The organism is Nigerium massiliense, from assembly GCF_000826085.1.
GTDB classification, from domain to species: Bacteria; Actinomycetota; Actinomycetes; order Propionibacteriales; family Propionibacteriaceae; genus Propioniciclava; species Propioniciclava massiliense.
The window spans coordinates 986,200-1,007,950 of the sequence record NZ_CCYM01000003.1; the positions used below are offsets into that span (position 1 = coordinate 986,200).

The 21,751-nt window shown below is 71.4% G+C and carries 20 protein-coding genes and 1 tRNA gene; 1 reads left to right on the plus strand and 20 read right to left on the minus strand.

Going from position 1 to position 21,751, the window contains the following annotated elements; genetic code table 11:
- The first annotated feature begins 44 nt into the window (after positions 1–44).
- Positions 45–127, plus strand: a tRNA-Leu gene (locus BN1187_RS11020).
- A gap of 79 nt (positions 128–206) precedes the next feature.
- On the opposite strand, the gene pyk is transcribed toward BN1187_RS11020, so the two are convergent.
- The 20 genes from pyk to mraZ all read right to left on the minus strand — a co-directional run bounded on the left by pyk (position 207) and on the right by mraZ (position 21,345).
- Positions 207–1,622, minus strand: a complete 1,416-nt coding sequence (pyk, locus tag BN1187_RS11025) for a pyruvate kinase (RefSeq protein WP_040161696.1) — start codon at positions 1,620–1,622, stop codon at positions 207–209.
- Positions 1,623–1,686: 64 nt separating this feature from the next.
- A complete protein-coding gene (locus BN1187_RS11030) occupies positions 1,687–2,601 on the minus strand; it encodes an RluA family pseudouridine synthase (protein WP_040161699.1) in 915 nt (304 codons plus the stop codon).
- Positions 2,598–3,095, minus strand: coding sequence for a signal peptidase II (locus BN1187_RS11035; RefSeq protein WP_052462780.1), 498 nt, complete (start codon positions 3,093–3,095; stop codon positions 2,598–2,600). The genes BN1187_RS11030 and BN1187_RS11035 overlap by 4 nt, the downstream gene beginning before the upstream one ends.
- Positions 3,096–3,145: 50 nt before the next feature.
- Positions 3,146–3,565, minus strand: coding sequence for a TraR/DksA family transcriptional regulator (locus tag BN1187_RS11040; protein ID WP_040161701.1), 420 nt, complete (start codon positions 3,563–3,565; stop codon positions 3,146–3,148).
- A 112-nt stretch (positions 3,566–3,677) separates the two neighbouring features.
- Complete coding sequence (locus BN1187_RS11045; RefSeq protein WP_040161706.1) at positions 3,678–4,523, minus strand: DivIVA domain-containing protein; 846 nt, start codon at positions 4,521–4,523, stop codon at positions 3,678–3,680.
- A 76-nt stretch (positions 4,524–4,599) separates the two neighbouring features.
- Positions 4,600–5,160, minus strand: a complete 561-nt coding sequence (locus BN1187_RS11050; RefSeq protein WP_040161709.1) for a cell division protein SepF — start codon at positions 5,158–5,160, stop codon at positions 4,600–4,602.
- A 33-nt stretch (positions 5,161–5,193) separates the two neighbouring features.
- The gene (locus BN1187_RS11055) at positions 5,194–5,949 is read right to left on the minus strand and encodes a purine nucleoside phosphorylase YfiH/LACC1 family protein (RefSeq protein WP_040161711.1); all 756 of its coding nucleotides are present in this window, start codon (positions 5,947–5,949) and stop codon (positions 5,194–5,196) included.
- Complete coding sequence (gene ftsZ / locus BN1187_RS11060; protein WP_040161712.1) at positions 5,946–7,196, minus strand: cell division protein FtsZ; 1,251 nt, start codon at positions 7,194–7,196, stop codon at positions 5,946–5,948. The genes BN1187_RS11055 and ftsZ overlap by 4 nt, the downstream gene beginning before the upstream one ends.
- 198 nt (positions 7,197–7,394) lie before the next feature.
- Positions 7,395–8,111: a cell division protein FtsQ/DivIB gene (locus BN1187_RS11065; RefSeq protein ID WP_052462621.1), complete on the minus strand. Its 717-nt coding sequence runs from the start codon at positions 8,109–8,111 to the stop codon at positions 7,395–7,397.
- Complete coding sequence (gene murC, locus BN1187_RS11070) at positions 8,108–9,529, minus strand: UDP-N-acetylmuramate--L-alanine ligase (protein ID WP_040161713.1); 1,422 nt, start codon at positions 9,527–9,529, stop codon at positions 8,108–8,110. The genes BN1187_RS11065 and murC overlap by 4 nt, the downstream gene beginning before the upstream one ends.
- Position 9,530: 1 nt before the next feature.
- The gene (gene murG, locus BN1187_RS11075) at positions 9,531–10,631 is read right to left on the minus strand and encodes an undecaprenyldiphospho-muramoylpentapeptide beta-N-acetylglucosaminyltransferase (protein ID WP_040161715.1); all 1,101 of its coding nucleotides are present in this window, start codon (positions 10,629–10,631) and stop codon (positions 9,531–9,533) included.
- A 13-nt stretch (positions 10,632–10,644) separates the two neighbouring features.
- Positions 10,645–11,937 (minus strand): putative lipid II flippase FtsW, encoded by a 1,293-nt coding sequence (gene ftsW, locus BN1187_RS11080; RefSeq protein WP_218184641.1) that lies wholly within the window; start codon positions 11,935–11,937, stop codon positions 10,645–10,647.
- Positions 11,938–11,945: 8 nt separating this feature from the next.
- Positions 11,946–13,424: a UDP-N-acetylmuramoyl-L-alanine--D-glutamate ligase gene (gene murD, locus BN1187_RS11085; RefSeq protein WP_040161717.1), complete on the minus strand. Its 1,479-nt coding sequence runs from the start codon at positions 13,422–13,424 to the stop codon at positions 11,946–11,948.
- Entirely contained in the window at positions 13,406–14,473 is a 1,068-nt protein-coding gene (gene mraY, locus BN1187_RS11090; RefSeq protein ID WP_040161719.1) for a phospho-N-acetylmuramoyl-pentapeptide-transferase, read from the minus strand. Before mraY ends, murD begins: the two co-directional genes overlap by 19 nt.
- Positions 14,470–15,891: a UDP-N-acetylmuramoyl-tripeptide--D-alanyl-D-alanine ligase gene (locus BN1187_RS11095; RefSeq protein ID WP_040161721.1), complete on the minus strand. Its 1,422-nt coding sequence runs from the start codon at positions 15,889–15,891 to the stop codon at positions 14,470–14,472. The genes mraY and BN1187_RS11095 overlap by 4 nt, the downstream gene beginning before the upstream one ends.
- A gap of 2 nt (positions 15,892–15,893) precedes the next feature.
- Positions 15,894–17,402: a UDP-N-acetylmuramoyl-L-alanyl-D-glutamate--2,6-diaminopimelate ligase gene (locus BN1187_RS11100; RefSeq protein WP_452436136.1), complete on the minus strand. Its 1,509-nt coding sequence runs from the start codon at positions 17,400–17,402 to the stop codon at positions 15,894–15,896.
- Positions 17,403–17,404: 2 nt separating this feature from the next.
- Positions 17,405–19,246 carry a peptidoglycan D,D-transpeptidase FtsI family protein gene (locus tag BN1187_RS11105; protein ID WP_052462622.1) on the minus strand — a complete coding sequence of 614 codons (1,842 nt, stop codon included), beginning with the start codon at positions 19,244–19,246 and terminating at the stop codon, positions 17,405–17,407.
- Positions 19,247–19,256: 10 nt separating this feature from the next.
- On the minus strand, positions 19,257–19,787 hold the full coding sequence (locus BN1187_RS11110; RefSeq protein WP_052462623.1) for a cell division protein FtsL: 531 nt from the start codon (positions 19,785–19,787) through the stop codon (positions 19,257–19,259).
- Positions 19,784–20,749 (minus strand): 16S rRNA (cytosine(1402)-N(4))-methyltransferase RsmH, encoded by a 966-nt coding sequence (gene rsmH, locus BN1187_RS11115; RefSeq protein WP_040161722.1) that lies wholly within the window; start codon positions 20,747–20,749, stop codon positions 19,784–19,786. Before rsmH ends, BN1187_RS11110 begins: the two co-directional genes overlap by 4 nt.
- Positions 20,750–20,907: 158 nt before the next feature.
- Positions 20,908–21,345: a division/cell wall cluster transcriptional repressor MraZ gene (gene mraZ, locus BN1187_RS11120; protein ID WP_040161723.1), complete on the minus strand. Its 438-nt coding sequence runs from the start codon at positions 21,343–21,345 to the stop codon at positions 20,908–20,910.
- Positions 21,346–21,751: the final 406 nt, after the last annotated feature.

The window sequence follows — 21,751 nt, forward strand, 5'->3', positions numbered from 1 at the left end:
CGATGCGGAGGTCCGCGGGCTATTGTGGCAGAATGTTGCCTCCTGCCGGGGTGGCGGAATGGTAGACGCGGACGGCTCAAACCCGTCTGGCTGCAAGGCCTTAGGGGTTCGACTCCCCTTCCCGGTACGGCACTCGCCGACGATCCGGCGAAAGAAGGGGTGGGGACGCGGTGCGCGTCCCCACCCCTTCGGCCGTCTCGCGGAGGTCAGGAGATCTGCGCCACCCGCAGCGAGTTGGTCTTGCCGGCGCTGTGCTTCGGGTTGCCGGCCACGATGACGACCTTGTCGCCCGTGCTGACCATCTCCTCCTGCACCAGGGTCTCCTGCACCGACTCGACCATGGCGTCGATGGTGTTGAACTCCGGCGTCGTCCACGCCTTCACGCCCCAGGCCAGCGTCATCCACTGGCTGGTCTCGGGGCTGGGGCTGAACGCGCAGACCTGGATGGCCGACCGCAGCCGCGTCAGGCGCAGGGCCGTGTCGCCGGACTTGGTGAACGCCACCAGGTACTTCGCCCCGACGCGCTCGGCGACCTCGACGGCGGCCTTCGCGATGATGCCGGACGTGGTATGCGGGTTCCAGTCGATGTGCGAGATGTCGCGGGTGCTGACCTCTTCGATCGTGTTGATGATGCGCGACATCGTCTCGACGGTCTCGATGGGCCACCGGCCGACCGCCGTCTCGCCCGACAGCATCACGGCGTCGGCGCCGTCCAACACCGCGTTCGCGACATCGGACGCCTCGGCGCGCGTCGGGCGCGGGGCCGAGATCATCGACTCGAGCATCTGCGTCGCGACGATGACCGGCTTGGCCATGCGACGCGCGCCCGCGATGATGCGCTTCTGCACCGCCGGGACGTCCTCGAGCGGAAGCTCCACGCCCAGGTCGCCGCGGGCGACCATGAAGGCGTCGAAGGCGTCCAGGACCTCGTCGAGCGAGTCGACGGCCTGCGGCTTCTCGATCTTGGCGATGACAGGGACGCGGCGGCCCTCCTCGTCCATGATCGCGTGGACGTCGTCGATGTCGGCGGGCGAGCGGACGAACGACAGGGCGATCATGTCCACGCCGTGCCGCAGGGCCCAGCGCAGGTCCTCCTTGTCCTTCTCGGTCAGCGCCGGGACGCTGACGGCGACGCCGGGCAGGTTGATGCCCTTGTGGTCGCTGACGGTGCCGCCGACGAGGACCTCGGTGACGACGTCGGTGTCGGTGACCTCGATCGCGCGCAGCGCGATCGCGCCGTCGTTGATGAGGATGGGCTCGCCCGGGGTGACGTCGTTGGTGAGGGTGTGGAGGGTGGTGGAACAGATGTCCTTCGTGCCGGGCACGTCACGGGTCGTGATCGTGAACCGGTCGCCGGGGGCGAGCTCCTGCGGCCCGTCCGCGAAGGTACCGAGCCGGATCTTCGGGCCCTGGAGGTCGGCGAAGATGCCCACCGGGCGGCCCACCGCGCTGGCGGCGTCCCGCACCTTCGTCAGGCGATCAAGATGGTCGTCGTAGTTGCCGTGGCTCATGTTGAGCCGCGCGACGTTCATCCCCGCGCGGACCAACGCCTCGATGGTTTCGGACGTCTCCGTGGCGGGGCCGAGAGTGCAGACGATTTTGGCTTTGCGAACGTTAGGCACGACCCGACCCTAGCGATTCGGGCCCTCTCTCGGCACCTCGTGGCCCGGGGTTGTCCGGTGATTGTTACAGGGCTCTCACGATCTCGAGGGCGTGCGCCAGGTCGTCGGGGTAGCCGGACGTGAACGTCACCGGTTCGCCCGATGTCGGGTGGGTGAACGACAGCTCCACCGCGTGCAGCCACTGCCGGATCAGGCCGAGTTCGGCGGCCAGCCGCGGGTTCGGCCCATAGGTCGGGTCGCCGACCACGGGGTGCCGGATCGCCTGCATGTGGACGCGGATCTGGTGGGTGCGCCCGGTCTCCAGGTGCACCTCGAGCAGCGTCGTGGACCGCAGCGCCTCGAGCGTCTCGTAGTGGGTGACGGACGCCCGCCCGCCGTCGACGATCGCCATCTTCCAGTCGGCGCCCGGGTGGCGTCCGATGGGGGCGTCGATGGTGCCCGAGAAGGGGTCCGGGTGGCCCTGGACGAGGGTGTGGTACACCTTGCCGACCGTCCGGTCGCGGAACGCCCGCTTGAGCACCGTGTAGGCGGCCTCGCTCTTCGCGACGACCATCAGCCCGGACGTCCCCACGTCCAGCCGCTGCACGATGCCGCGCCGCTCGGGCGCCCCCGACGTCGAGATCCGGAACCCCGCGGCCGCCAAATGACCGAGCACGTCGGGGCCGTCCCAGCCCAGGGAGGGGTGCGCGGCGACGCCGGCGGGCTTGTCGACCACCACGATGTCGGCGTCGTCGTGGACGATGCGCATGCCCTCGACCTCGCGGGGCACGACCTGGGCCACCTTCGGCTCCGGCAGGTCGACCTCGAGCATGTCGCCCGCCGAGACCCGCTCCGACTTGCCCACGGCGCGTCCGTTGATCCGGACGGCGCCCGCCTCGATCAGCTCGGCCAGCCGACTGCGGCTCACCCCGGTCATCCTGGCCGCCGCGGCGTCCACCCTGTCGCCCGCCAGGCCGTCGGGGACGAGGTGGACGCTCACGCGCCCTCCCCCTCCATGCTGGAGCCGTCCGGGCCGACCTGCTTGACGACGCTGAGCCAGACGATCAGGACGGCCGCGGCCGTGATGCACATGTCGGCGACGTTGAAGATCGCGAAGTGCGGCAGTTGCAGGAAGTCGATCACGTGGCCGTGGAAGGGGGCCGGTGGCCGGAACAGCCGGTCGGTGAGGTTGCCCGCGATGCCGGCGAGCAGCAGGCCTACCGCACAGCCCCAGCCGCGGGTGCGCACCCGCGGGGCCAGCCACACACTGACCAGCACCAGCGCCGCGAGGGCGACGATCGTGAGGACGACCGTGAAGCTCTCCCCCATGCTGAACGCCGCGCCCGGGTTCGAGATCAGCTGCAGCGTCAGCAGCCCGCCCAGCAGTACAGGCGGATCGTTCGGGTCGAGGGTGGCCAGCGCGAGGGTCTTCGTCCCGAGGTCGGCGAGGTAGCCGGCGACGGCGATGACGACGATGAGCACCCGCGACCGGATGGCCGGGGGGCTCGCTGCCGCCGTCGCGGCCGTCGACTTCTCCGAGGCGCTTATCGCCGTTCCTCCCGCTGCTTGCAGGCCAGGCACATCGTCGCGCGCGGGAACACCTGCAACCGATCCTTGCCGATCGGCTCGCCGCACGACTCGCAGTAACCATAGTCGCCCGAGTCGAAACGACGCAGCGCCAACTGAGCCTGCTCGAACATGTCCCGGGCGTTCGCGACCAGCGACATCTCCTGGTCGCGCTCGAAGTTCGTGGACCCCATGTCGGCCGGGTCGCGGCCCGCGCCCTCGGTGCCGTCGTCGAACAGACGCTCCAGGCCCTGCTCAGCGGTGTCGATCGCGCGCTGCATGCGGGCCACGTCGGACTCGAGCTCTTCGCGGACCTCGGCGAGCTCGTCGTCGGTCCACGGATCCTCGTCGGCGGCGACGGGGAATTTCTCGCGCTTGCTGGCGTCTGACTTGGCCATTGATCGTCCTTACCGCGGTGGGGTTAGAGCGCAGACCATACCAGCCGTCGAGCGATTCGATGCCAACCACGGCAAAAGCCGGCTGCCCGCGGGCAACCGGCCTTGTCAGTGCCTATTCGGCGGGCTTGCTCTCCCGCGCGAGCAGCGCGTCGAGACGAGGTGTCCGCGACTCCGGAGCCTCTTCGTCGACCAGATCGGGCTTCTCGACGGGCTCGATGACCCCGTTGCGCAGGTTGTCGATGTGGCCCTGCAGCTGATCGGCGAACCGCAGGCGGAAGTCCTGTTCGAACGCGCGCAGCGCAGCGATGCGGCCCGTGAGCTCGCTGCGCTCGGACTCGAGGGTGCCGAACAACTCGTCGCGGCGCTTGGTGGTCTCCTGGTCGAGATCGTCGGCGCGACGCTGGGCGTCGCCGGTGACGCGCGCCGCCTGCTCGTTCGCCTCGGTCTCCATGCGGTCGCGGTTCTGCTGGGCCTCCTGCACGATGCGGGACGCCTCCTCGCGCGCGTCGCCGACCAGCGTGTCGGCCTGCTCGGTCGCCATCTGGACGAGCTTCGTGACGGCCGGAGCGGCGTCGCTCGCGGCCGTGACGACGATGCGCTCGACGCGGCCCTCGCCCTCGGCGGTGGTGGCGGCGGGAGAGGCCTCGACCGGCTGCAGGTCGCCGGAGGTCGCCTGCTCCAGCTGGGCGCGCAGGCGCTCGATCTCGGCGTCACGCTCGGCGAGCTGCGCGCGCAGGTCCTCGTCGCCGGAGGCGGCGTCCCCGGACGCGGGGTCGCCGGAGACCCCGCCGGAACGGAGCGTCTCGACCTGCTTCTTCAGCGTCTCGTTCTCGTCGTGCAGCTGGATCAACGTCTCCTCGACGCGATCGACGAAGTTGTCGACGTCGACGGGCTCGTAGCCGCCGCGGCGGGCCAGGTGGAACTTGGAGTTCTGCACCTGCTCGATGGTCAGGGTCATGGCTTACCTCATGAATCGTGTTGCTGGGACGGCCGACCGGCGCGTCGATGTGGATGCAGCGTAGTGGCGGGGCGGTCTAGCTCTGGTTGAAGAAGCCGCCGGCGATGCGCTCTTTGTCCTCCGCCGTGACGTGGACGTTGTTCGGCGAGAGGAGGAAGACCTTGCTGGTGATGCGCTCGATCGCGCCGCGCAGCCCGAAGATCAGGCCAGCGGAGAAATCGACGAGGCGCTTGGCGTCGCTGTCCTCCATCTCGGACAGGTTCATGATCACCGGGACGCCGTCGCGGAAGTGCTCGCCGATGGTGCGGGCCTCGTTGTAGGTGCGCGGATGCACGGTGATGATGCGGCTGAGGTCGGCGGCCTGCGGCTGGCTCTGTCGCTCGGGAGCCTTCGGCGCCGGCTGCGGGACGCTCGTCGGGGCGGCCGAGGGGCGGCGCGTCTCGAGAGCGGTGATGCTGGCGCTGGGCTCGTCCGCCACCGTCGCCGCGGTCGCCGACCGGCCTTCGCGCGGGCTGGACGAGTCCGGCGTGCTGGACTCGACGCGCTCGGTGCGCTCGTTGGTGTCCTCGTCCGCCGAGTAGGCGGTGTCCGACATCAGGCCGAGCCACACGGCGGCCTTCTTCAGTCCGTCAGCCATGCATGTCCTCCCGTTCGAGCCTCGTGGTGAACCCTACCGCGACCGCCCCGGGGCCATGAAGCTGGCACGCCCGTCGCGAAGCCAAATGAGGCCGGCCTGCCGCCCGGAGGTACGGCCCTCGCGGCGGTAGGAGTGCAGGGCGCCGTCCGTCAGCGTGCAGGCGTCGTGTCGATGGACGCGGGCACCCACCGCCTCGAGCTGGCGCTCGACCGCGGTCTCCAGGTCGATGCCCGTGGTGCCCCAGCGGGTCGTGGTCGGCGCGACGCCGGTGGCGTCGGCGAACCTTGCGGCCATTTCGGGCGGCACCTCGTAGCAGGCGCCGCAGATGTGCGGGCCGATCCAGGCCGTCAGCGCGGTGGCGCCCAGCCGGGCGAGCTCATCCGCGACGGCCGCCACCACGTTCTTCTCGACGCCCGCGCGGCCGGCGTGCGCGGCGCCGACCACGCCCGCCTGCTCGTCGGCGAACAGCACCGGGACGCAGTCGGCGACCCGCATGGCCAGGGCTATGCCGGGCTCCGCGGTGACGAGACCGTCCGCCTCGACGCCGGGCAGCGCCACCAGCGGGCCCTCGCCGGCGGCGACCCGCTCGGGCGTGACGACGGTGACGTCGCGGCCGTGCACCTGCCGCACCAGCGCGACGCGGACGCCCAGGCGTCCGGCCAACTCGGCGTAGGCCTGGTCGCGTGAGGCCCGGTCCTGCGCGTCACCGAGGTCGCTGCTGCCCGACGTGAAGACGACCCCGACACCAGCGGTGCCGAGGTCGTCCACGTGGGTGTCGTGACGGGTCACTTGAGGAAGTCGGGGACGTCGAGCTCGTCGTCACCCGGCTCCGGACGCCGCTGCTGCCCGGCAGCCGGACTGCGGAACGCCGGCGCCTGCTGGCCCGACGGCTGCGACCCGGTGCCCGCCGGGCGGACCGGCGCGGCCGGGGCACCCTGCGCGCCCTGGGCCTGGTCGCCGCCCTGCTGGGCCGGGGCCTGCGCCGGACGCTGCTGCGGCGCCGCCTGGACGGGACGCTGCTGCGCAGGAGCCTGCTGCCGGACGGGGTTCGGCTGCCGGCTCACGCCGGGCTGGCGGTTCGGCGGCTGACCGCCGTCGAAGCCCGCGGCGATGACGGTGACGCGCACCTCGTCGCCGAGGGCGTCGTCGATGACCGTGCCGAAGATGATGTTCGCATCGTCGCTGGCGGCCTCCTCGATGAGGTTGGCGGCCGCGGACACCTCGAACAGGCCGAGGTCGGAACCGCCGGCGATCGACAGGAGGACGCCGTGGGCGCCGTCGATGCTGGCCTCCAGCAGCGGGCTGCTGACCGCCATCTCGGCGGCGGCGCGGGCGCGCTCCTCGCCGCGGGCGGAACCGATGCCCATGAGCGCGGAACCCGCGTTGCTCATGACGGCCTTCACGTCGGCGAAGTCGAGGTTGATCAGACCGGGGGTGGTGATCAGGTCGGTGATGCCGGACACACCCTGGGTGAGCACCTGGTCGGCCTGGCGGAACGCGTCGAGGATCGCGACGTGGTGGTCGGTGACCTCGAGCAGCTTGTCGTTCGGGATGACGATGAGGGTGTCGACCTCTTCGCGCAGCGTGACGATGCCGTTCTCCGCCTGCGTGGAGCGGCGGCGCCCCTCGAAGCTGAACGGGCGGGTCACGACGCCGATCGTCAGGGCGCCCAGCGACCGGGCGATGCGGGCCACGACCGGCGCGCCGCCGGTGCCGGTGCCGCCGCCCTCGCCGGCGGTGACGAAGACCATGTCGGCGCCCTTGAGGACCTCTTCGATCTCTTCGGCGTGATCCTCGGCGGCCTGGCGGCCCTTGTCGGGATCGGCGCCGGCGCCCAGGCCGCGCGTCAGGTCGCGGCCGATGTCGAGCTTGACGTCGGCGTCGCTCATGAGGAGGGCTTGCGCATCCGTGTTCACCGCAATGAACTCGACGCCGCGCAGCCCGGCCTCGATCATCCGGTTCACGGCATTGACCCCGCCTCCGCCGACGCCGACGACCTTGATGATGGCCAGGTAGTTCTGGGATGCAGTGCCCACTGGGAGGAACCAACTCTCTAACGTTTGCTGTTGCCGTCGTCACCCGCGCTCACGTTTGAAAAGGACCGGCGGGGAAGGAACGTGGGCTGGGCGTTGGCCCAAGGTTACGGGTGTCCCCGAGCCGCTGCCAAACAACCCTCGAGCTCCCGGCGAGCCCCTCAAGGTGAGGTTGAGACTCTGGCGAGCTTACTGCAGGGGCTACTTCCGGGTGGTCGGATGCGTGGGGGCGGACACGTCGATGACGCTCGCCCTCGTGGCGAGCAACGCCTGCGCGGCCTGCGCCTTGAGCTCGGACTGATCGGCGCTCCCCCAGACGATCGTTCCGCCCGTGGTGAGCTTCAGGGTGATGTCGTCCGGCCCGGACGCGGTGATGAGTTTCACCTGCTTCTTGAGCGGGTCGGGCAGCGCGTTCGCCGCAGCGCCGACGGACGCGCGCACCCGTTGGTCGTCGGAGACCGACGCGAGCACCGCCCCCGCGGGCCGCTGGGGGGTCTCGTTGAACATCTGCCCCGACGGGTCGACCCACTGGAACGCCTTGTTCTGGTTCGTCACGTAGGCCAGCGGACGCTCGGTGACGGCGATGGTGACGGTGTCGGGCAGCGTGACGTGGACGTCCGCCTGCCCCACCCCCGGCAGGGCGACGACGCGGCCGGCGATCGCGCCGGTGTCCACCCGCGCGAGCGGCACGCCGAGCTGGACGTTCGCCTGCTGACGGATCGCCTCGGCCGCGACCACCTTGTTGCCCTCGACCGCGACCCTGCGCACGGCGAGCACCGGCGAGTTGAGCAGCCCGAACGCCACGGCGGCGAGCACGAGGACCACCCCGAGTGCGATGGCGACACGGCGCAGCACTCGGGACCGGCGGTCCCGGGCGCGCTGCCGGCGTTGTCCGGCGAGATCGATCGGGTGGCTCACGCGGACCCTGCCTCCGCCGCCCGCAGCAGCTCGAGGAGTGCGGGGCCGACCGTGGTCACGTCGCCGGCGCCCAGGGTGAGGACGAGGTCGCCCACGCGGACGAGGTCTGCCAGCGCCGGCGCCGCGTCGTGGACGTCCTCGACGTAGTGCACGGACGCCCCGTGCGCACGGGCCGCGTCGGCGACCAGCTCGCCGGTGACGCCGGGCATCGGATCCTCGCGGGCGGCGTAGATGCCCAGCACCATCACCTCGTCCGCCCCGGCCAGGGCGGCGCCGAACTCGTCGGCGAACTGGGCCGTGCGGCTGAACAGGTGCGGCTGGAAGCAGGCGACGAGGCGTCCCTGGGCGGCGCGCGGCCGGGCGGCCGTCAGCGTCGCGTGCAGCTCGGTCGGGTGGTGGGCGTAGTCGTCGTAGATGCGGACGCCCGCGGCCTCGCCCACGAACTGGAAGCGACGGTCGGTGCCACCGAACGCCTCCGCCGCCCGGCGCAGGGCCGGGCCGTCCGCCCCCAGCTCGCGACCCACCGCGTAAGCGGCGGCCGCGTTGGACACGTTGAACCGTCCGGGCACCTTCAGCCGCAGCGGACCGGAGTCGCCCGGGGCGTCCAGCTGCGCGGTGCTGCCGGCGCCGTCGAAGGAGCAGTCGCTGAACCGGACGTCCGCGTCCGCCGCCTCGCCGTACGTGACGACCCGCTTTCCGGCGGCGCGGAGCCGCTCGGCGACCCAGCGAGCGCCCTCGTCGTCGGCGTTCGTGATCGCGACGCGCACCGTGCCGGCCGAGCCCAGCTGCACGAAACCCTCGTGGTAGGCCTCGGGCGTCCCCCAGTTGTCCAGGTGGTCGGACTCCACGTTGGTGATGACGACGATCTCGGCCGGGTACTGCAGGAACGAGCCGTCCGACTCGTCGGCCTCGATGACGAACGCGTCCCCGTCGCCGAGATGCGAGCTCTTGCCCGTGGTCGACAGCGGCGAGCCGATCACGTAGGACGGGTCGCCCCCCGCGCCGATCAGCATCGTCGCGCACATGCCGGTGGTGGTGGTCTTGCCGTGGGTGCCGCTGATCGCGACGCCGCGGCGTCCGACCATGAGTCCGGCCAGCGCCGCCGAGCGGTGCCACACGCGCAGGCCGCGGCGACGGGCCTCGGCGAGCTCGACGTTCGACTCGCGCACCGCCGACGAGATGACCACCGTCTCCGCGTCGCCGAGCTGGGCCGGGTCGTGGCCGACGTGCGCGTCGACGCCGGCGTCCACGAGGTGGCGCAGGTTCGCCGAGTCCGCCTGGTCGCTGCCGCTCACCCGGACGCCCAGCTCGTTGTACGCCGCGGCGATGGCGCTCATGCCCGCGCCGCCGATGGCGATGAAGTGGACCGGGCCCACCTCGGCGGCGGGTTCGGTGGGGACCGGGGTCACCAAGGCCATGTCAGGCGTCCTTCCGGGCGACGTCGAGGACGGCCCGTGCCAGGTCGCCGGCGGCGTCGGCGGGGACGAGCCCGCTGCACTTGGCGCTCATCTCGGCCAGCCGCTCGGGCGTCTGGATGAGGGGAAGCACCTCGTCGCGCAGGCGGTCGCCGTCGAGCTCGCCGTTGGGGACGAGCCGCCCGGCGCCCTCGCGGATCAGGAACGTGGCGTTCTTGGCCTGCTCGCCGTTGCCGTGCGGCAGCGGGACGAAGATCACGGGCAGCCCCGCGGTCGCCGTCTCGACGACGGTGCCCGCTCCGGAACGGCCCACCATGAGGTCGGCGGCCGCGTAGGCCTGCTCCATGTGGTCGACGTAGCCCAGGGGCACGTAGCGTGCGCCGGACTGCTCGTCGGTGATCGTCTCGGCGTCGTCAGGCAGGTTCCTCGGGCCGAGCACGTGCAGGACGTCGACGCCGGCCGCGAGCAACTCCTTCCGCGCGGCGAGGGTCGCGTCGTTGATCGCGACGGCGCCCTGGGAGCCGCCGCTGACGAGCAGCACCGGGCCCTCGGGACGCAGGCCGAACGCGCGGCGGTACTCGTCGCGCGAGCCCTCGCGGTCGAGCTGGACGATGCCCTCGCGCACGGGCAGCCCGATGTAGCGGGCGCCCGGCAGCGGGGTGTCGGGGAAGGACACCGCGACCAGCTTCGCGAACCGCGCCGCCACCTTGTTCGCCAGCCCGGGCACCGCGTTCTGCTCGTGGATCACGACGGGGACGCCGAGCGTGCGGGCCGCGAGGTAGACCGGCAGCGAGACGTAGCCGCCGAAGCCGACGACGACGTCCGCCCGGTGCGTCTTGAGAATGCCGCGGGCCTTGCCCACCGCGCCGGCCAGCCGGCCGGGGACGGTGAGCAACTGGGGGCTGAGGCTGCGAGGCAGCGGCACCGGCGGGATCATCTCCAGCGGCAGGCCGGCGCCCGGGATGACGCGCGACTCGATGCCCTTGGGCGTCCCGACGCACACGATGCTCGCCTCCGCATCGAGAGCGCGGAGCCGCTCGGCCGTCGCGATCAGGGGAGACGTATGGCCGGCGGTTCCCCCGCCGGCCATCACCACTGAAACCATGGTTCGTCCTTCGTCAGTTCCGGCGCCGTCCCGGCAGGACGGCGGACAGCCGCCTGCGGGGCTGCTTCTTGGCGCGCTGGCGCTCGAGCCAGCGTTTCGCATCGGGTTCTTCGCGGGCACAGGCCAACAACAGGCCCACGGCCATCAGGTTAGCCAGAAGGGCCGATCCGCCGTAGGACACCAGCGGCAGGGGCACGCCCAGGACGGGCAGCAGCCGCAGCACGACCATGACGTTGATGAGCGTCTGCAGCATCAACCAGCAGGTGATGCCGCCCGCCACGATGCGGCTGTAGAACGTCGCCGAGCGCAGCGCGATGCGGAAGCCCGCGTAGCCGAGCACGCAGAACAGGGCGAGCACCGCGAGCGTGCCGACGAGGCCGAGTTCCTCGCCGATGATCGCCAGCACGTAGTCGGTGTGCGCCTCGACGAGCGACCCCCACTTCTGCCGGCTCGCCCCGATGCCGACGCCCCACCAGCCGCCCGTCGCCATGCCGTACAGCGCCTGGTTGGCCTGGTGGTTCGTCCCCGTGGGGTCGGCGCTCGGGTCGAGGAAGGCCAGGACGCGGGTGAGGCGTCCGGCGTTGGTGGCCACCAGGAAAACCGCGCCGGCCGCGACGATCGCCGCGATCGAGCCGAGCACGCGCCAGGACGACCCGACGCACCACAGCACGGCGATGACGATGGCGCCCATCACCAGGGCGGTGCCCAGGTCGTGCTGCAGCAGCACCAGGCCGATCAGTATCAGCGAGCCCGGCAGGAACGGCACGAGCAAGTGCTTGGGCTGGTCGAGCAGGCGACGCTTGGTGTCCAGCACCGTCGCGCCCCACAGGATGATCGCGAGCTTCGCGAACTCCGAGGGCTGCAGGCGCAGCATCATCGCGCCGGAGCCGAAGTTGATCCAGTTGCGGTTGCCCTTGACGCCGTAACCGACGCCGGGGATGAACGTGGCGACCAGCAGCAGCCCCGCGGCGCCGAAGATGATCCACCCCAAGGGCCGCAACTTCTCCGGCGCCAAGCGTGCCAGGAGCGTCCCGGCGATGAGGCCGAGCGCGAGGAAGACGGCCTGGCGCTTCAGGAAGTAGTAGGAGTCGCCGAACTGGAAGTGGGCGAAGACGCTGGAGGCCGACAGCACCATCGCGGTGCCGAGCATGCACAGCAGCACCGCGGGGACGAGGACGAGGACGAAGCTGGCCATCGGATGGTTCAGCCAGGTGCCGGCGGCGTCCCGGAAGGACGCCATCTGACTGCGGGCGGTCTCGGGGACGCGTGGCGTTCCCTTCGGCCTGGTCGCGGTGGTGGACGCCACGTCCCTCCTCAGCTCTCGTCGGTCAGCGCGGTCACGGCGGCCGCAAAATCGGCGCCTCGGGCGTCGTAGCCGGACCACATGTCCTTGCTCGCGCACCCGGGGGCCAGGAGGACGGTGTCGCCGGGACGGGCCAGGCCCGCCGCCGCCTTCACCGCGGACTCCATCGCCCCAGTTTCCGTCTCGTCGATCATGATCACCGGGACATCGGGGGCGTGTTGGGCAAGTGCCTCCGCGATGACGGCGCGGTCGACGCCGAGCAGGACGGCGCCGCGCAGCCGGTCGCGGTAGGTCGTGACCAGCTCGTCGAACGTGGTCCCCTTGGCTTGGCCGCCGGCCACCCACACGATCGAGTCGAAGGCGCGCATCGAGGACGCCGCCGCGTGCGGGTTGGTCGCCTTCGAGTCGTCGACGTAGGTGACCCCGTCGACCTCGGCGACGGTCTGGATGCGATGGTCGCCGAGCCGCAGGTCGCGCAGGCCCTGGGCCACCGACTGCGGGCGGACGCCGAAGCTGCGGGCCAGCGCGGCGGCGGCCAGCGCGTTCTCGACGTTGTGCGGGGCGAGCGGGTGCACGTCGGCGACCTGGGCCAGCGGCATCGCCGAGTCGCGGCGCTGCTCGATGAACGCGCGGTCGACGAGCAGGTCGTCCACAACGCCCACCATCGACATCGCCGGGATGCCGAGGGTGAACCCGATGGCGCGGGCGCCCTCGGTGACCTCGGCCTCCTCGACCATGCGCTCGGTCTCGGGGTCGGCGACGTTGTAGACGCAGGCGTGCGTCACGCGCTCGTAGATGCGTGCCTTGTCGGCTCGGTAGGCGGCCATCGGGTCGTCGGTGTGCGCGTACCACTCGAGGTGGTCGGGGTGCAGGTTGAGGACGGCGGCCGAGTGCAGCGTCACGGAGTTCGTCCAGTGCAACTGGAAGCTCGACAGCTCGACGGCCAGCACGTCGTAGTCGATCTCGTCCAGCACCGCCTCGACGATGGGACGCCCCACGTTGCCCACCGCGGACGTCCGCAGGCCCTCCGCCGACAGGATCGACTCGAGCATGTTCACGGTCGTGGTCTTGCCGTTGGTGCCGGTGACGCCGAGCCACGGGACGACGCGGTCGGGGTGCATCATGCGCCACGCCAGCTCGACCTCGCCCCAGATCGGGACGCCGCGCTCGGCCGCCTGAGCCAGCAGCGGGTACGTCGGACGCCAGCCCGGCGAGGTGACGACGAGGTCGGTGCCCTCGGGCAACGCGGCGGTCGAGCCGGGACCGAGACGCACCTCGACGTCCAGGCGCCGCAGCAACCCGGCCTTCTCGGCGTTCTCGGCGGTGTCGGCGTCGTCCAGGACGAGCACCTTCGCGCCGAGGCTCCACAGGCCGTCCGCGGCGGCGAAGCCGGAGGTGCCCAGGCCCGCCACCACGACGGACGCCTCGCCCCACGGGGAGAGCCGGTCGGCAGACTCGATCCACTCCAGGGTCACTGCCCCACCACCCATTCCGCGTAGAAGCCGGCCACGCCGACCATGACGAACAGGCCGCAGATGATCCAGAACCTGATCACGATCGTCACCTCGGCCCAGCCGAGCATCTCGAAGTGGTGCTGCAGCGGAGCCATCTTGAACAGGCGCTTGCCGCCGCTCAGCTTGAAGTAGCCGACCTGGAGCACCACCGACAAGGTGATGATGACGAACAGGCCGCCCAGGACGACCAGCAGCATCTCGGTGCGGGTCAGGATGGCCAGGCCGGCCAGGGCGCCGCCCAGCGACAGCGAGCCGGTGTCGCCCATGAAGATCTTCGCCGGGGACGCGTTCCACCACAGGAAGCCGAAGCACGCGCCGGCCAGGGTCAGCGAGATCAGCGCCAGGTCGTAGGGGTCGCGCACCTCGTAGCACTGCGGGCCGCTGGCCGGGTAGGCGCACGAGCGGCTGTACTGCCAGATGTTGATGAGGCCGTAGGCGGCGAACACCATGCAGGTGGCGCCGGTGGCGAGGCCGTCCAATCCGTCGGTGAGGTTCACGCCGTTGCTCATCGCGGCGATGATGAACATCATCCAGACGACGGCGAGCACCGGCGGCAGCGCCAGCCACTGGATGTCGCGCAGGAACGAGACGAAGTGGGTCGCCGGGGTGATGCCGCGCTCGTCGGGGAAGTTCAGCGCCATCACGGCGAACAGGACCGCCACGAGCGTCTGACCGACCAGCTTCGCGGTGCTGTTCAGCCCGAGGCTGCGGGCGCGGCTGATCTTGATGAAGTCATCGAGGAAGCCGACGACGCCCAGCCCGGTGAAGAGGAACAGCAGCAACAACCCCGAGGCGGTCGGCGGCTCCCAGAACACCAGGTGCGCGAGGGCGTAGGCGAGCAACACGGCGACGATGATGACGGTGCCGCCCATCGTCGGGGTGCCGGCCTTCTTCAGGTGCTGCTTGGGCCCGTCGTCGCGGACGTATTGTCCGTAGCCCTTGCGCACGAGGATGCCGATGGCGACGCGGGTGCCCAACAGCGTCCCCAGCAGGCCCAGCCCCGACGCCAGCAGGATGCTCTTCACCGATCTCCTCCTCGATCCGCCAGCAGCTGGTCGGCGATGGTCTCGAGCGCCATGCCTCGCGACGCCTTGACGAGGACGACGTCCCGGGGGCCCACCGTCTGCGTGAGGTAGGCGCCCGCCTCGTCCTTCGAAGAAAAGTATCGGCCCTGCCCGCCCGACGCGGCGAATCCGTCGAGCAGGTCGGCGCCGAAGTCCCCCACTGCGAGCAGCTCGTCGACGCCGGCGGCGTGGGCGGCCGAGCCGACCTCGCGGTGAGCCTGGGCGGACGCGTCGCCGAGCTCGAGCATCGTGCCGAGGACCGCGACGAGGCGTCCGCCGGAGCGGCGCATGCGGCCCAGCGAGGTCAGCGCGGCATGCATGGATTCGGGGTTGGCGTTGTACGAGTCGTTGAGGACGGCGAGCCCGTCGGTCCGCTCGTCGAGCTGCATCCGTAGCGGCGAGCGGGGCGTCGCGGCGCCCAGGGAACTCGCGACGAGGGGCAGCTCGAGCCCGGCGGCCAGGCCGACGGCGACGGTGGCCAGCGCGTTGCTGACGTTGTGTTCGCCGAGCACCTGCAGCTGCACCGGCGCGCTGTCCGTGACGAAGCCGTCCGCGTGGACGGTGAACGAGAACCGCTGCAGTTCGTCGGAGCGGACGTCGCTCGCCCAGACCCGCAGGTCGGCGTCCGCGGCCGGGACGCCGAGGGTGAAGCTCGCGATGCGGGCCTTCGTGCGCGGCCGCATGCCCCACACCAGGTCGTCGTCGCCGTTGAGGACGGCCCAGCCGTCGGCGGGCAATGCCTCCACCAGCTCTCCCTTGGCCTGCGCGATGCCCTCCCGCGACCCGAACTCGCCCAGGTGCGCACTGCCGACGTTGAGCACCGCGCCGATGCGCGGCGGGGTGATCGAGCACAGGAACGCGATGTGACCCTTGCCGCGGGCGCCCATCTCGGCGACGAGGAAGTCGGTGCCGCGGTCGACCCCGACGGCCGTCAGCGGGGCGCCGATCTCGTTGTTGAACGACCCGACGGGCGCGATGGTGGGGCCGGACGCCGCCAGGACCTGCGCGATGAGGTCCTTCGTGCTCGTCTTGCCGGAAGAGCCGGTCACGCCGACCACGCACAGCCCGGCCGCCGCGGCGTCCTCGACGACGTTGCGTGCCAGCACCGCGAGCCCGGCCACGGTGTCGTCCACCAGCACCTGCGGGAGGTCGGCGTCCACCTCGCGGGAGACCAGCGCGGCCGCAGCGCCCGAGCCCGCGGCGCCGGCCACGTAGTCGTGGCCGTCGACGCGCTCGCCCGGGATGGCCACGAACAACGAGCCCGGGGTGACGCGGCGCGAGTCGATGACCACGTCGGGCCCGACAGGTCCCCCGCCTGCGCCGCCGGTCAGGGTTCCCCCGCACCAGTCGGCCAGGTCGGCCGTCGAGATCGGTTCCACCGTCACTCCCCTCCCCGCACGAGCTCACGCACGACAGCGACATCATCGAAGGGGCTGATGACCCCCGCCACATCCTGCCCGCGTTCGTGGCCCTTGCCCAACACCGCGACCCAGTCCCCGGGCCCGGTGAGCCGCAGCGCCCGCGCGATCGCACCGCGCCGGTCGCCGCCGTCGACGACCTCGGTCCCGGCGTCCGCCTGCTCGCGGGCGCCCTGCAGGACGGCCGCGCGGATCGTCGCCGGGTCCTCCGAGCGAGGGTTGTCATCGGTCACCACCACCACGTCGGCCTGGCGCGCCGCCGCGGCGCCCATGGGCCCGCGCTTCGTGGCGTCCCGGTCGCCGCCGGCGCCGAGCACGGCGATGACGCGCCCGGTGCGGGGCAGTGCGGACAGCGCCGCCTCGACGGCCTGGGGGGTGTGGCCGAAGTCGACCACGACGTTCGGTGACCCGTCGGGCAGGTCCACGCGCTGCATGCGTCCGGGCACCTGCGCGCCGCGCAGGCCGGCCGCCGCGGCCCGGACGTCCAGTCCGGCCGCGCCGACCATCGCGAGCGCGGTCAGCGCGTTGCGGGCGTTGAAGTCTCCGAGCATCGTGAGGCCGAAAGCGACCTCGCCGTTCGGGGTGGCCAGCCGGACGTCCGCCGAGCCGTCGGCGTGCGTCTCGCTCGCGACGATGCGGTAGTCGGCCTCCCGCTCGACCGCGGTCGTGACGAGGCGGGCGTGGCCGTCGTCCCGGACGAGGCCGGCCAGTCGGCGTCCCCACGGGTCGTCGATGTTGACGACGGCCGCACGGGAGCGTCCGCCCAGGAACAGGGACGCCTTCGCGGCGAAGTAGTTCTCCATCGTGTGATGGAAGTCGAGGTGGTCCTGGCCGAGCATCGTGAAGGCCGCCACGTCAAAGGTGATGCCGTCGACCCGGTGCAGCGCCAGCGCGTGCGAGGAGACCTCCATCGCGAAGGCGTCGGCGCCGCGCTCCCCCATCACGGCCAGCAGCGCCTGCAGGTCGGGCGACTCGGGCGTGGTGACCGTGCTGCGATCGACGTCGAGGGGCTCGCCGCCGACGCGGAAGCCGATCGTCCCGACCGTCGCCGGGACGCGGCCCAGCGCGGTCAGCGCCGCCTCGACCAGGAACACGGTGCTGGTCTTGCCATTGGTGCCGGTGACGCCCAGGGTCAGGGCCCGGGCGGTCGGCTCGCCGTAGATGCGGGCGGCGATCGGGGCCATCGCGGCGCGCGGGTCGTCCACCACCACGACCGGGATCTCCAGGTCGCCGGCCAGGCCGCGGCCCGCCCCGTCGGTCAGCACGGCGACCGCACCCGCGTCCGCGGCGGACGCGGCGAACCGTCCCCCGTGGGTGCGCTCGCCGGGCAGCCCGACGTAGAGGTCCCCCGGCAGGACGTGGCGGGAGTCGAGGGTGATGCCCCCGATCGTCCCGGAGGCCCCGGGGACAAGCTCGGACAGGGCGAGCCCGGGCGCCTGCGCCGGACGGCCGACCTGGGAGTTGCTCGGCACGGTCACTTCTTCTTCGGCCGGGCGGCGTTCTTCTCGAGCGGGAGCTGCGTCGTCACGACGTTGGCGCTCGGCTTGATGCCGTAGCGCGGGATGGCGAGGCTCATGATGTCTTTGTACACCGGGCCGGCGGTGCCGAGCCCGGCGCCCGCCCGGTCATCCTTGCCGAGGACGACGTAGGTGAGGATCTGCGGGTCCTCGGTCGGCACAGCGCCGATGATCGAGGTGACCAGGCCCTTGTACTTGCCCGTCTTCGGGTCGATGCCCCAGGCGGTGCCGGTCTTCGCCGAGGTCCGGTAGCCCGGGATCGACAACTTGTCCTTGTAGTGGATGACCATCTGCTCCATCATCTCGCGCATCTGCAGCGAGGCGGTGTCGGAGATCACCCGGTGGGTCTGACCGAGCGGCGCCTCGACGCGCTTGCCGTCGGTGCCGGTCGTCGACTCGATGATGGTCGGGGCCGTGTAGACGCCGCCGTTCATGACGCCGGCGACGGCGGCCGCCATCTGCACGGACGTGACCGAAAGACTGGTGCCGAAGGCGATGCCGTCGCGGGTGTAGTCGGGCATCGTCGCCGACGGGATGCGGCCGGACGCCTCGCCCGGCAGCCCGAGACCGGTCTTGGCCCCCAGGCCGTAGCGGCGCAGGTAGTCGGCGGTGGTCGCCTTGTCCATGCGCCGGGCGAGCTCGATGGTGCCGATGTTGGACGAACGCACCAAGATGCCACGCGTCGTCAGCTGGATGTCCTGGTGCTTGAACGCGTCCTTCACCTCGTTGTCGCCGACCTTGATCGACGGCGGCACGTCGGTCACCTCGTCGGGGTTGGTGAGGCCGGCGTCCAGCAGGGCCGACAACGTCAGCACCTTCATCGTCGAGCCCGGCTCGTAGACGTTGGTGATCGCGCGGTTGCCGAGGTCCGGGGTCTTGGCCTTGCCGGGCTCGTTGCTGTTGAACGACGGCGAGTTGGCCAGCGCCAGCAGGCGTCCGGTCTTGACGTCCATCACGATCGCGATGCCCCAGTTGGCCTTGTTCTCGGTGACGGCCTGAGCGAGGCGCTGCTCCACCGCCCAGTTCAGCGACGAGTCGATCGAGAGCTGGACGTCCTCGCCGTCGACGGCCGGCGTCATCGTCTGCGCGCCGAGCGGCACCCGTCCGTTCGGCGAGTTCTGGTAGCTCTCCTTTCCCGGAGTGCCGGCCAGCTGCTTCTGCAGCGAGAACTCCAGGCCGCCCGCCCCCTCGCCCTGGCTCATGAAGCCCAGGACGTTGGACGCCACGGTCCCCATCGGGTAGTTGCGCCGGGGGTTGCGCTCCTTGAAGACGCCGACCCAGCCGTCCTTCTCGAGCTCGGCGTTGACGGCGGCGTACGTGCTGGCGGTGACCTGCGGCGCGAGGATCGTGTAACGAACGGTCGTGTTGCGCAGGCGTCCCTCGATGTCGCCGGCGTCGCGTCCGGTGTACTTCGCGACGACCGCCGCGATGGCCGCGGGCGCTTCTTGGGCGCGCTTGCGGTCCTCGTCGCGCATCGTCTCGGGTTCCTTGCCGTTGGTCGCGATCATCGTCGGGTCGGCGACGATGTTGACCGTGTCCTCGGTGAACGCCATCACCTGCCCGTTGCGGTCGGTGATCGTCCCGCGCTCCGCCTCGATGGGCCGGGTGACCAGATACTGCTTGGCCGCCTCATCGGCGATGCCGCCCGGGTCGAGCACCTGCACCTGGATCGCGCGCGCCCCGCACAGGGAGAAGAGCATGGCGGCGACGATCAGCAGGACGCGGATGCGTCCCGCCGAAGCCGCGAGCGGCCAGCGGCGGCCGGCGCGGACGGCCTTCTTCGGCGCTTGGGCGCTCATGGGCGACTCCTTAACGGTTGGACGTCGACGCGTTCGCAGGCAGGTTGCGCAGGTCGAACCAGGGCTGGACGGCGCTCTTGATCTGGATGGTGGGCTGCGGGGCGACCGCGGCCGAGGACGACTGCACCTTCAGGCTGGGGATCTCGTCCCCGGACGCGGCGATGGGATCGCCCACGATCTTGCCGGTGGCCAAGTCGACGTAGACGGCGTGTGGGTTCGGCACCATGCCGAGTTCGGTGGCGCGACCCGCCACCTGGCTCGGCGCCTCGGCCCTGTTCACTTGCGCCTCCAGGTCGGACAGGCGGTCGGCCAGGGCGGTGGCCGCCGCTTGGGAACGGCGCATCTCGATGGCCTGATCCTGCAGGTGCGTGTTCAGCAGCAGCAGGCCGGCCATCCCGAGCGCCAGCAGCAGGATCATGAAGCCCACGAACGGAAGCCGCGAGATCGATCCCGGATCCGGGTTCGCGACCCGGCGCAGTTTCGGCCCGTCGGGGCCCTTGGACGGCCGCGACGGGGTTTCGGTCAGTTCCCAGGCGCTCATGATTCCTCGCTCAGTCTCTCAGCCACCCGCAGCCGCGCTGAGGCGGCACGCGGGTTGTGGTTGCGCTCTTCTTCACCGGGACGTTCGGCTCCGCGCGTCAGCAGACGGAACCGCGCCTTGTACTCCTTCGGCACCACCGGCAGGCCGCGGGGGGCCCGGTCGGTGGACGCCGCCGCGAACGTGTTCTTGACGGGGCGATCCTCCAGGGAGTGGTAGGCCAGGACGGCGAACCGGCCGCCCGGGGCCAGGGCGTCCAGCGCCTGCGGCAGCAACCCCTCCAACGCCGCGAGCTCGCCGTTCACCTCGATGCGCAGCGCCTGGAACGTCCGCTTGGCCGGGTGCCCGCCCGTGTGCCGCGCCGCTGCGGGAATCGCCGCCGAGATGACCTCGACGAGTCGTGCCGACGTGGTGAACGGCTCGGTGTCGCGGGCGGCGACGATCGCGCGCGCGATGCGGTCGGCGAAGCGCTCCTCGCCGTAGCCGCGCAGGATGCGGGCCAGCTCGGCGGCCGCGTAGCCGTTGACGACGTCGGCCGCGGTCGGGCCGGTGCCGGCGCTCATCCGCATGTCGAGGGGGGCGTCCACCGCGTAGGCGAAGCCGCGCTCGCGTCGGTCGATCTGCAGCGAGCTGAGCCCCAGGTCGGCCAGGACGGCCTGCACCCGCGGCGTCCCCTCGCGGGCGAGGACGTCCCCGAGCTCGTCGTAGACCGCGCGCACCAGCGTGACGCGGTCGCCGAAGGGGGCCAGCCGGCGTCCGGCCTCGGCCAACGCCTCGGGGTCACGGTCGATGCCGATGAGGCGGGCCCGCGGGGCGGCGGCCAGGACGGCGGCGGCGTGCCCGCCCAGGCCGAGCGTGCAGTCGACGTAGACGGAGCCCGGGGCGTCCAACGCCGGGGTGAGCAGCTCGACGATACGGTCGAGCAGCACCGGGATGTGCCCGGCGCCCTGCTGATCCTCGCTCATCGTCACCCCCTGACTCGGCTGCTCGAGCGTCCTGTTCGGTCGAGCTCGGTTCGTTCGTAAAAAGGAGAGACGTGCGACGAGGTTTCAATCCTGAGCCCTGCCTGGCACCGGGGAAGTGGAGCCAGGAAATCCCGAGGATTGAAGCCACCTCGCACGTCTCACATGAGGGGTTCCTTCGGGGCGATCTCACCGTCCATCTGCGCGAACTCCTCTTCCTGGGCGGTCTGGTAGGCCTCCCAGGCGGGGAGATCCCAGACCTCGATGCGGTTGAAGGCACCGATGACCGCGATCTCCTTGTCGAGCCCCGCGTACTGCCGAAGCATCGGCGGGACCGTCAGGCGTCCCTGCTTGTCAGGCACTTCCTCCGACGCGCCGGAGGCGTACATGCGCTGAAAATCACGGATGCCGCGAAGGGTGGACGGACCACTCATGGCCCTCGCCGCCTCCTGCTGGAAGCCCTCGGGGGTATAGATCGTCAGGCAGTGTTCCTGCCCCTTGGCGATCACCAGACCCTCGGCGAGCTCGTCGCGGAACTTGGCGGGGAGGAAGAAGCGACCCTTCTCGTCGAGCCGTGGGGTGTAGGTGCCAAGAAACATCGTGGCTCCTTCCCCTGAACGACCCAATCTCCTCCACTGCGCTCCACCGTACCCCACTTTCCTCCCCGACCGCTCCCCCGCACCCCTTGTTTCCTGAACGACCCAATCTCCTCCACTGCGCTCCACCGTACCCCACTTTCCTCCCCGACCGCTCCCCCGCACCCCTTGTTTTTCGCCCCCCGGACGGGTGACTTTTTCACTTCTGCGACACGTGTCCGGTCGGAGGTGCGCCCCGGGACGCCTCGGGCGGGGACGCCCGCTCGGGTCGCCGTGGAGCGTGGTGGAGCGCGACGGTGGAGCGCGACGGTGGGGCGCCGTGGAGGACGGGCGCCGGCCTGCCCCTGCCTCGCGGGCCGCTCGGTAAGGTGGCGAGCGTGCAAGAGACGAGCCCGCACGATGTGGCCCC

Excerpts from the sequence above, each read along its gene's own strand:
- BN1187_RS11040 (WP_040161701.1), bottom strand. The coding sequence starts at position 3,565 with ATGGCCAAGTCAGACGCCAGCAAGCGCGAGAAATTCCCCGTCGCCGCC.
- BN1187_RS11045 (WP_040161706.1), bottom strand. The coding sequence starts at position 4,523 with ATGACCCTGACCATCGAGCAGGTGCAGAACTCCAAGTTCCACCTGGCC.
- BN1187_RS11050 (WP_040161709.1), bottom strand. The coding sequence starts at position 5,160 with ATGGCTGACGGACTGAAGAAGGCCGCCGTGTGGCTCGGCCTGATGTCG.
- murC (WP_040161713.1), bottom strand. The coding sequence starts at position 9,529 with ATGGCCTTGGTGACCCCGGTCCCCACCGAACCCGCCGCCGAGGTGGGC.
- murG (WP_040161715.1), bottom strand. The coding sequence starts at position 10,631 with ATGGTTTCAGTGGTGATGGCCGGCGGGGGAACCGCCGGCCATACGTCT.
- murD (WP_040161717.1), bottom strand. The coding sequence starts at position 13,424 with ATGGGTGGTGGGGCAGTGACCCTGGAGTGGATCGAGTCTGCCGACCGG.
- BN1187_RS11105 (WP_052462622.1), bottom strand. The coding sequence starts at position 19,246 with ATGAGCGCCCAAGCGCCGAAGAAGGCCGTCCGCGCCGGCCGCCGCTGG.
- BN1187_RS11110 (WP_052462623.1), bottom strand. The coding sequence starts at position 19,787 with ATGAGCGCCTGGGAACTGACCGAAACCCCGTCGCGGCCGTCCAAGGGC.
- rsmH (WP_040161722.1), bottom strand. The coding sequence starts at position 20,749 with ATGAGCGAGGATCAGCAGGGCGCCGGGCACATCCCGGTGCTGCTCGAC.
- mraZ (WP_040161723.1), bottom strand. The coding sequence starts at position 21,345 with ATGTTTCTTGGCACCTACACCCCACGGCTCGACGAGAAGGGTCGCTTC.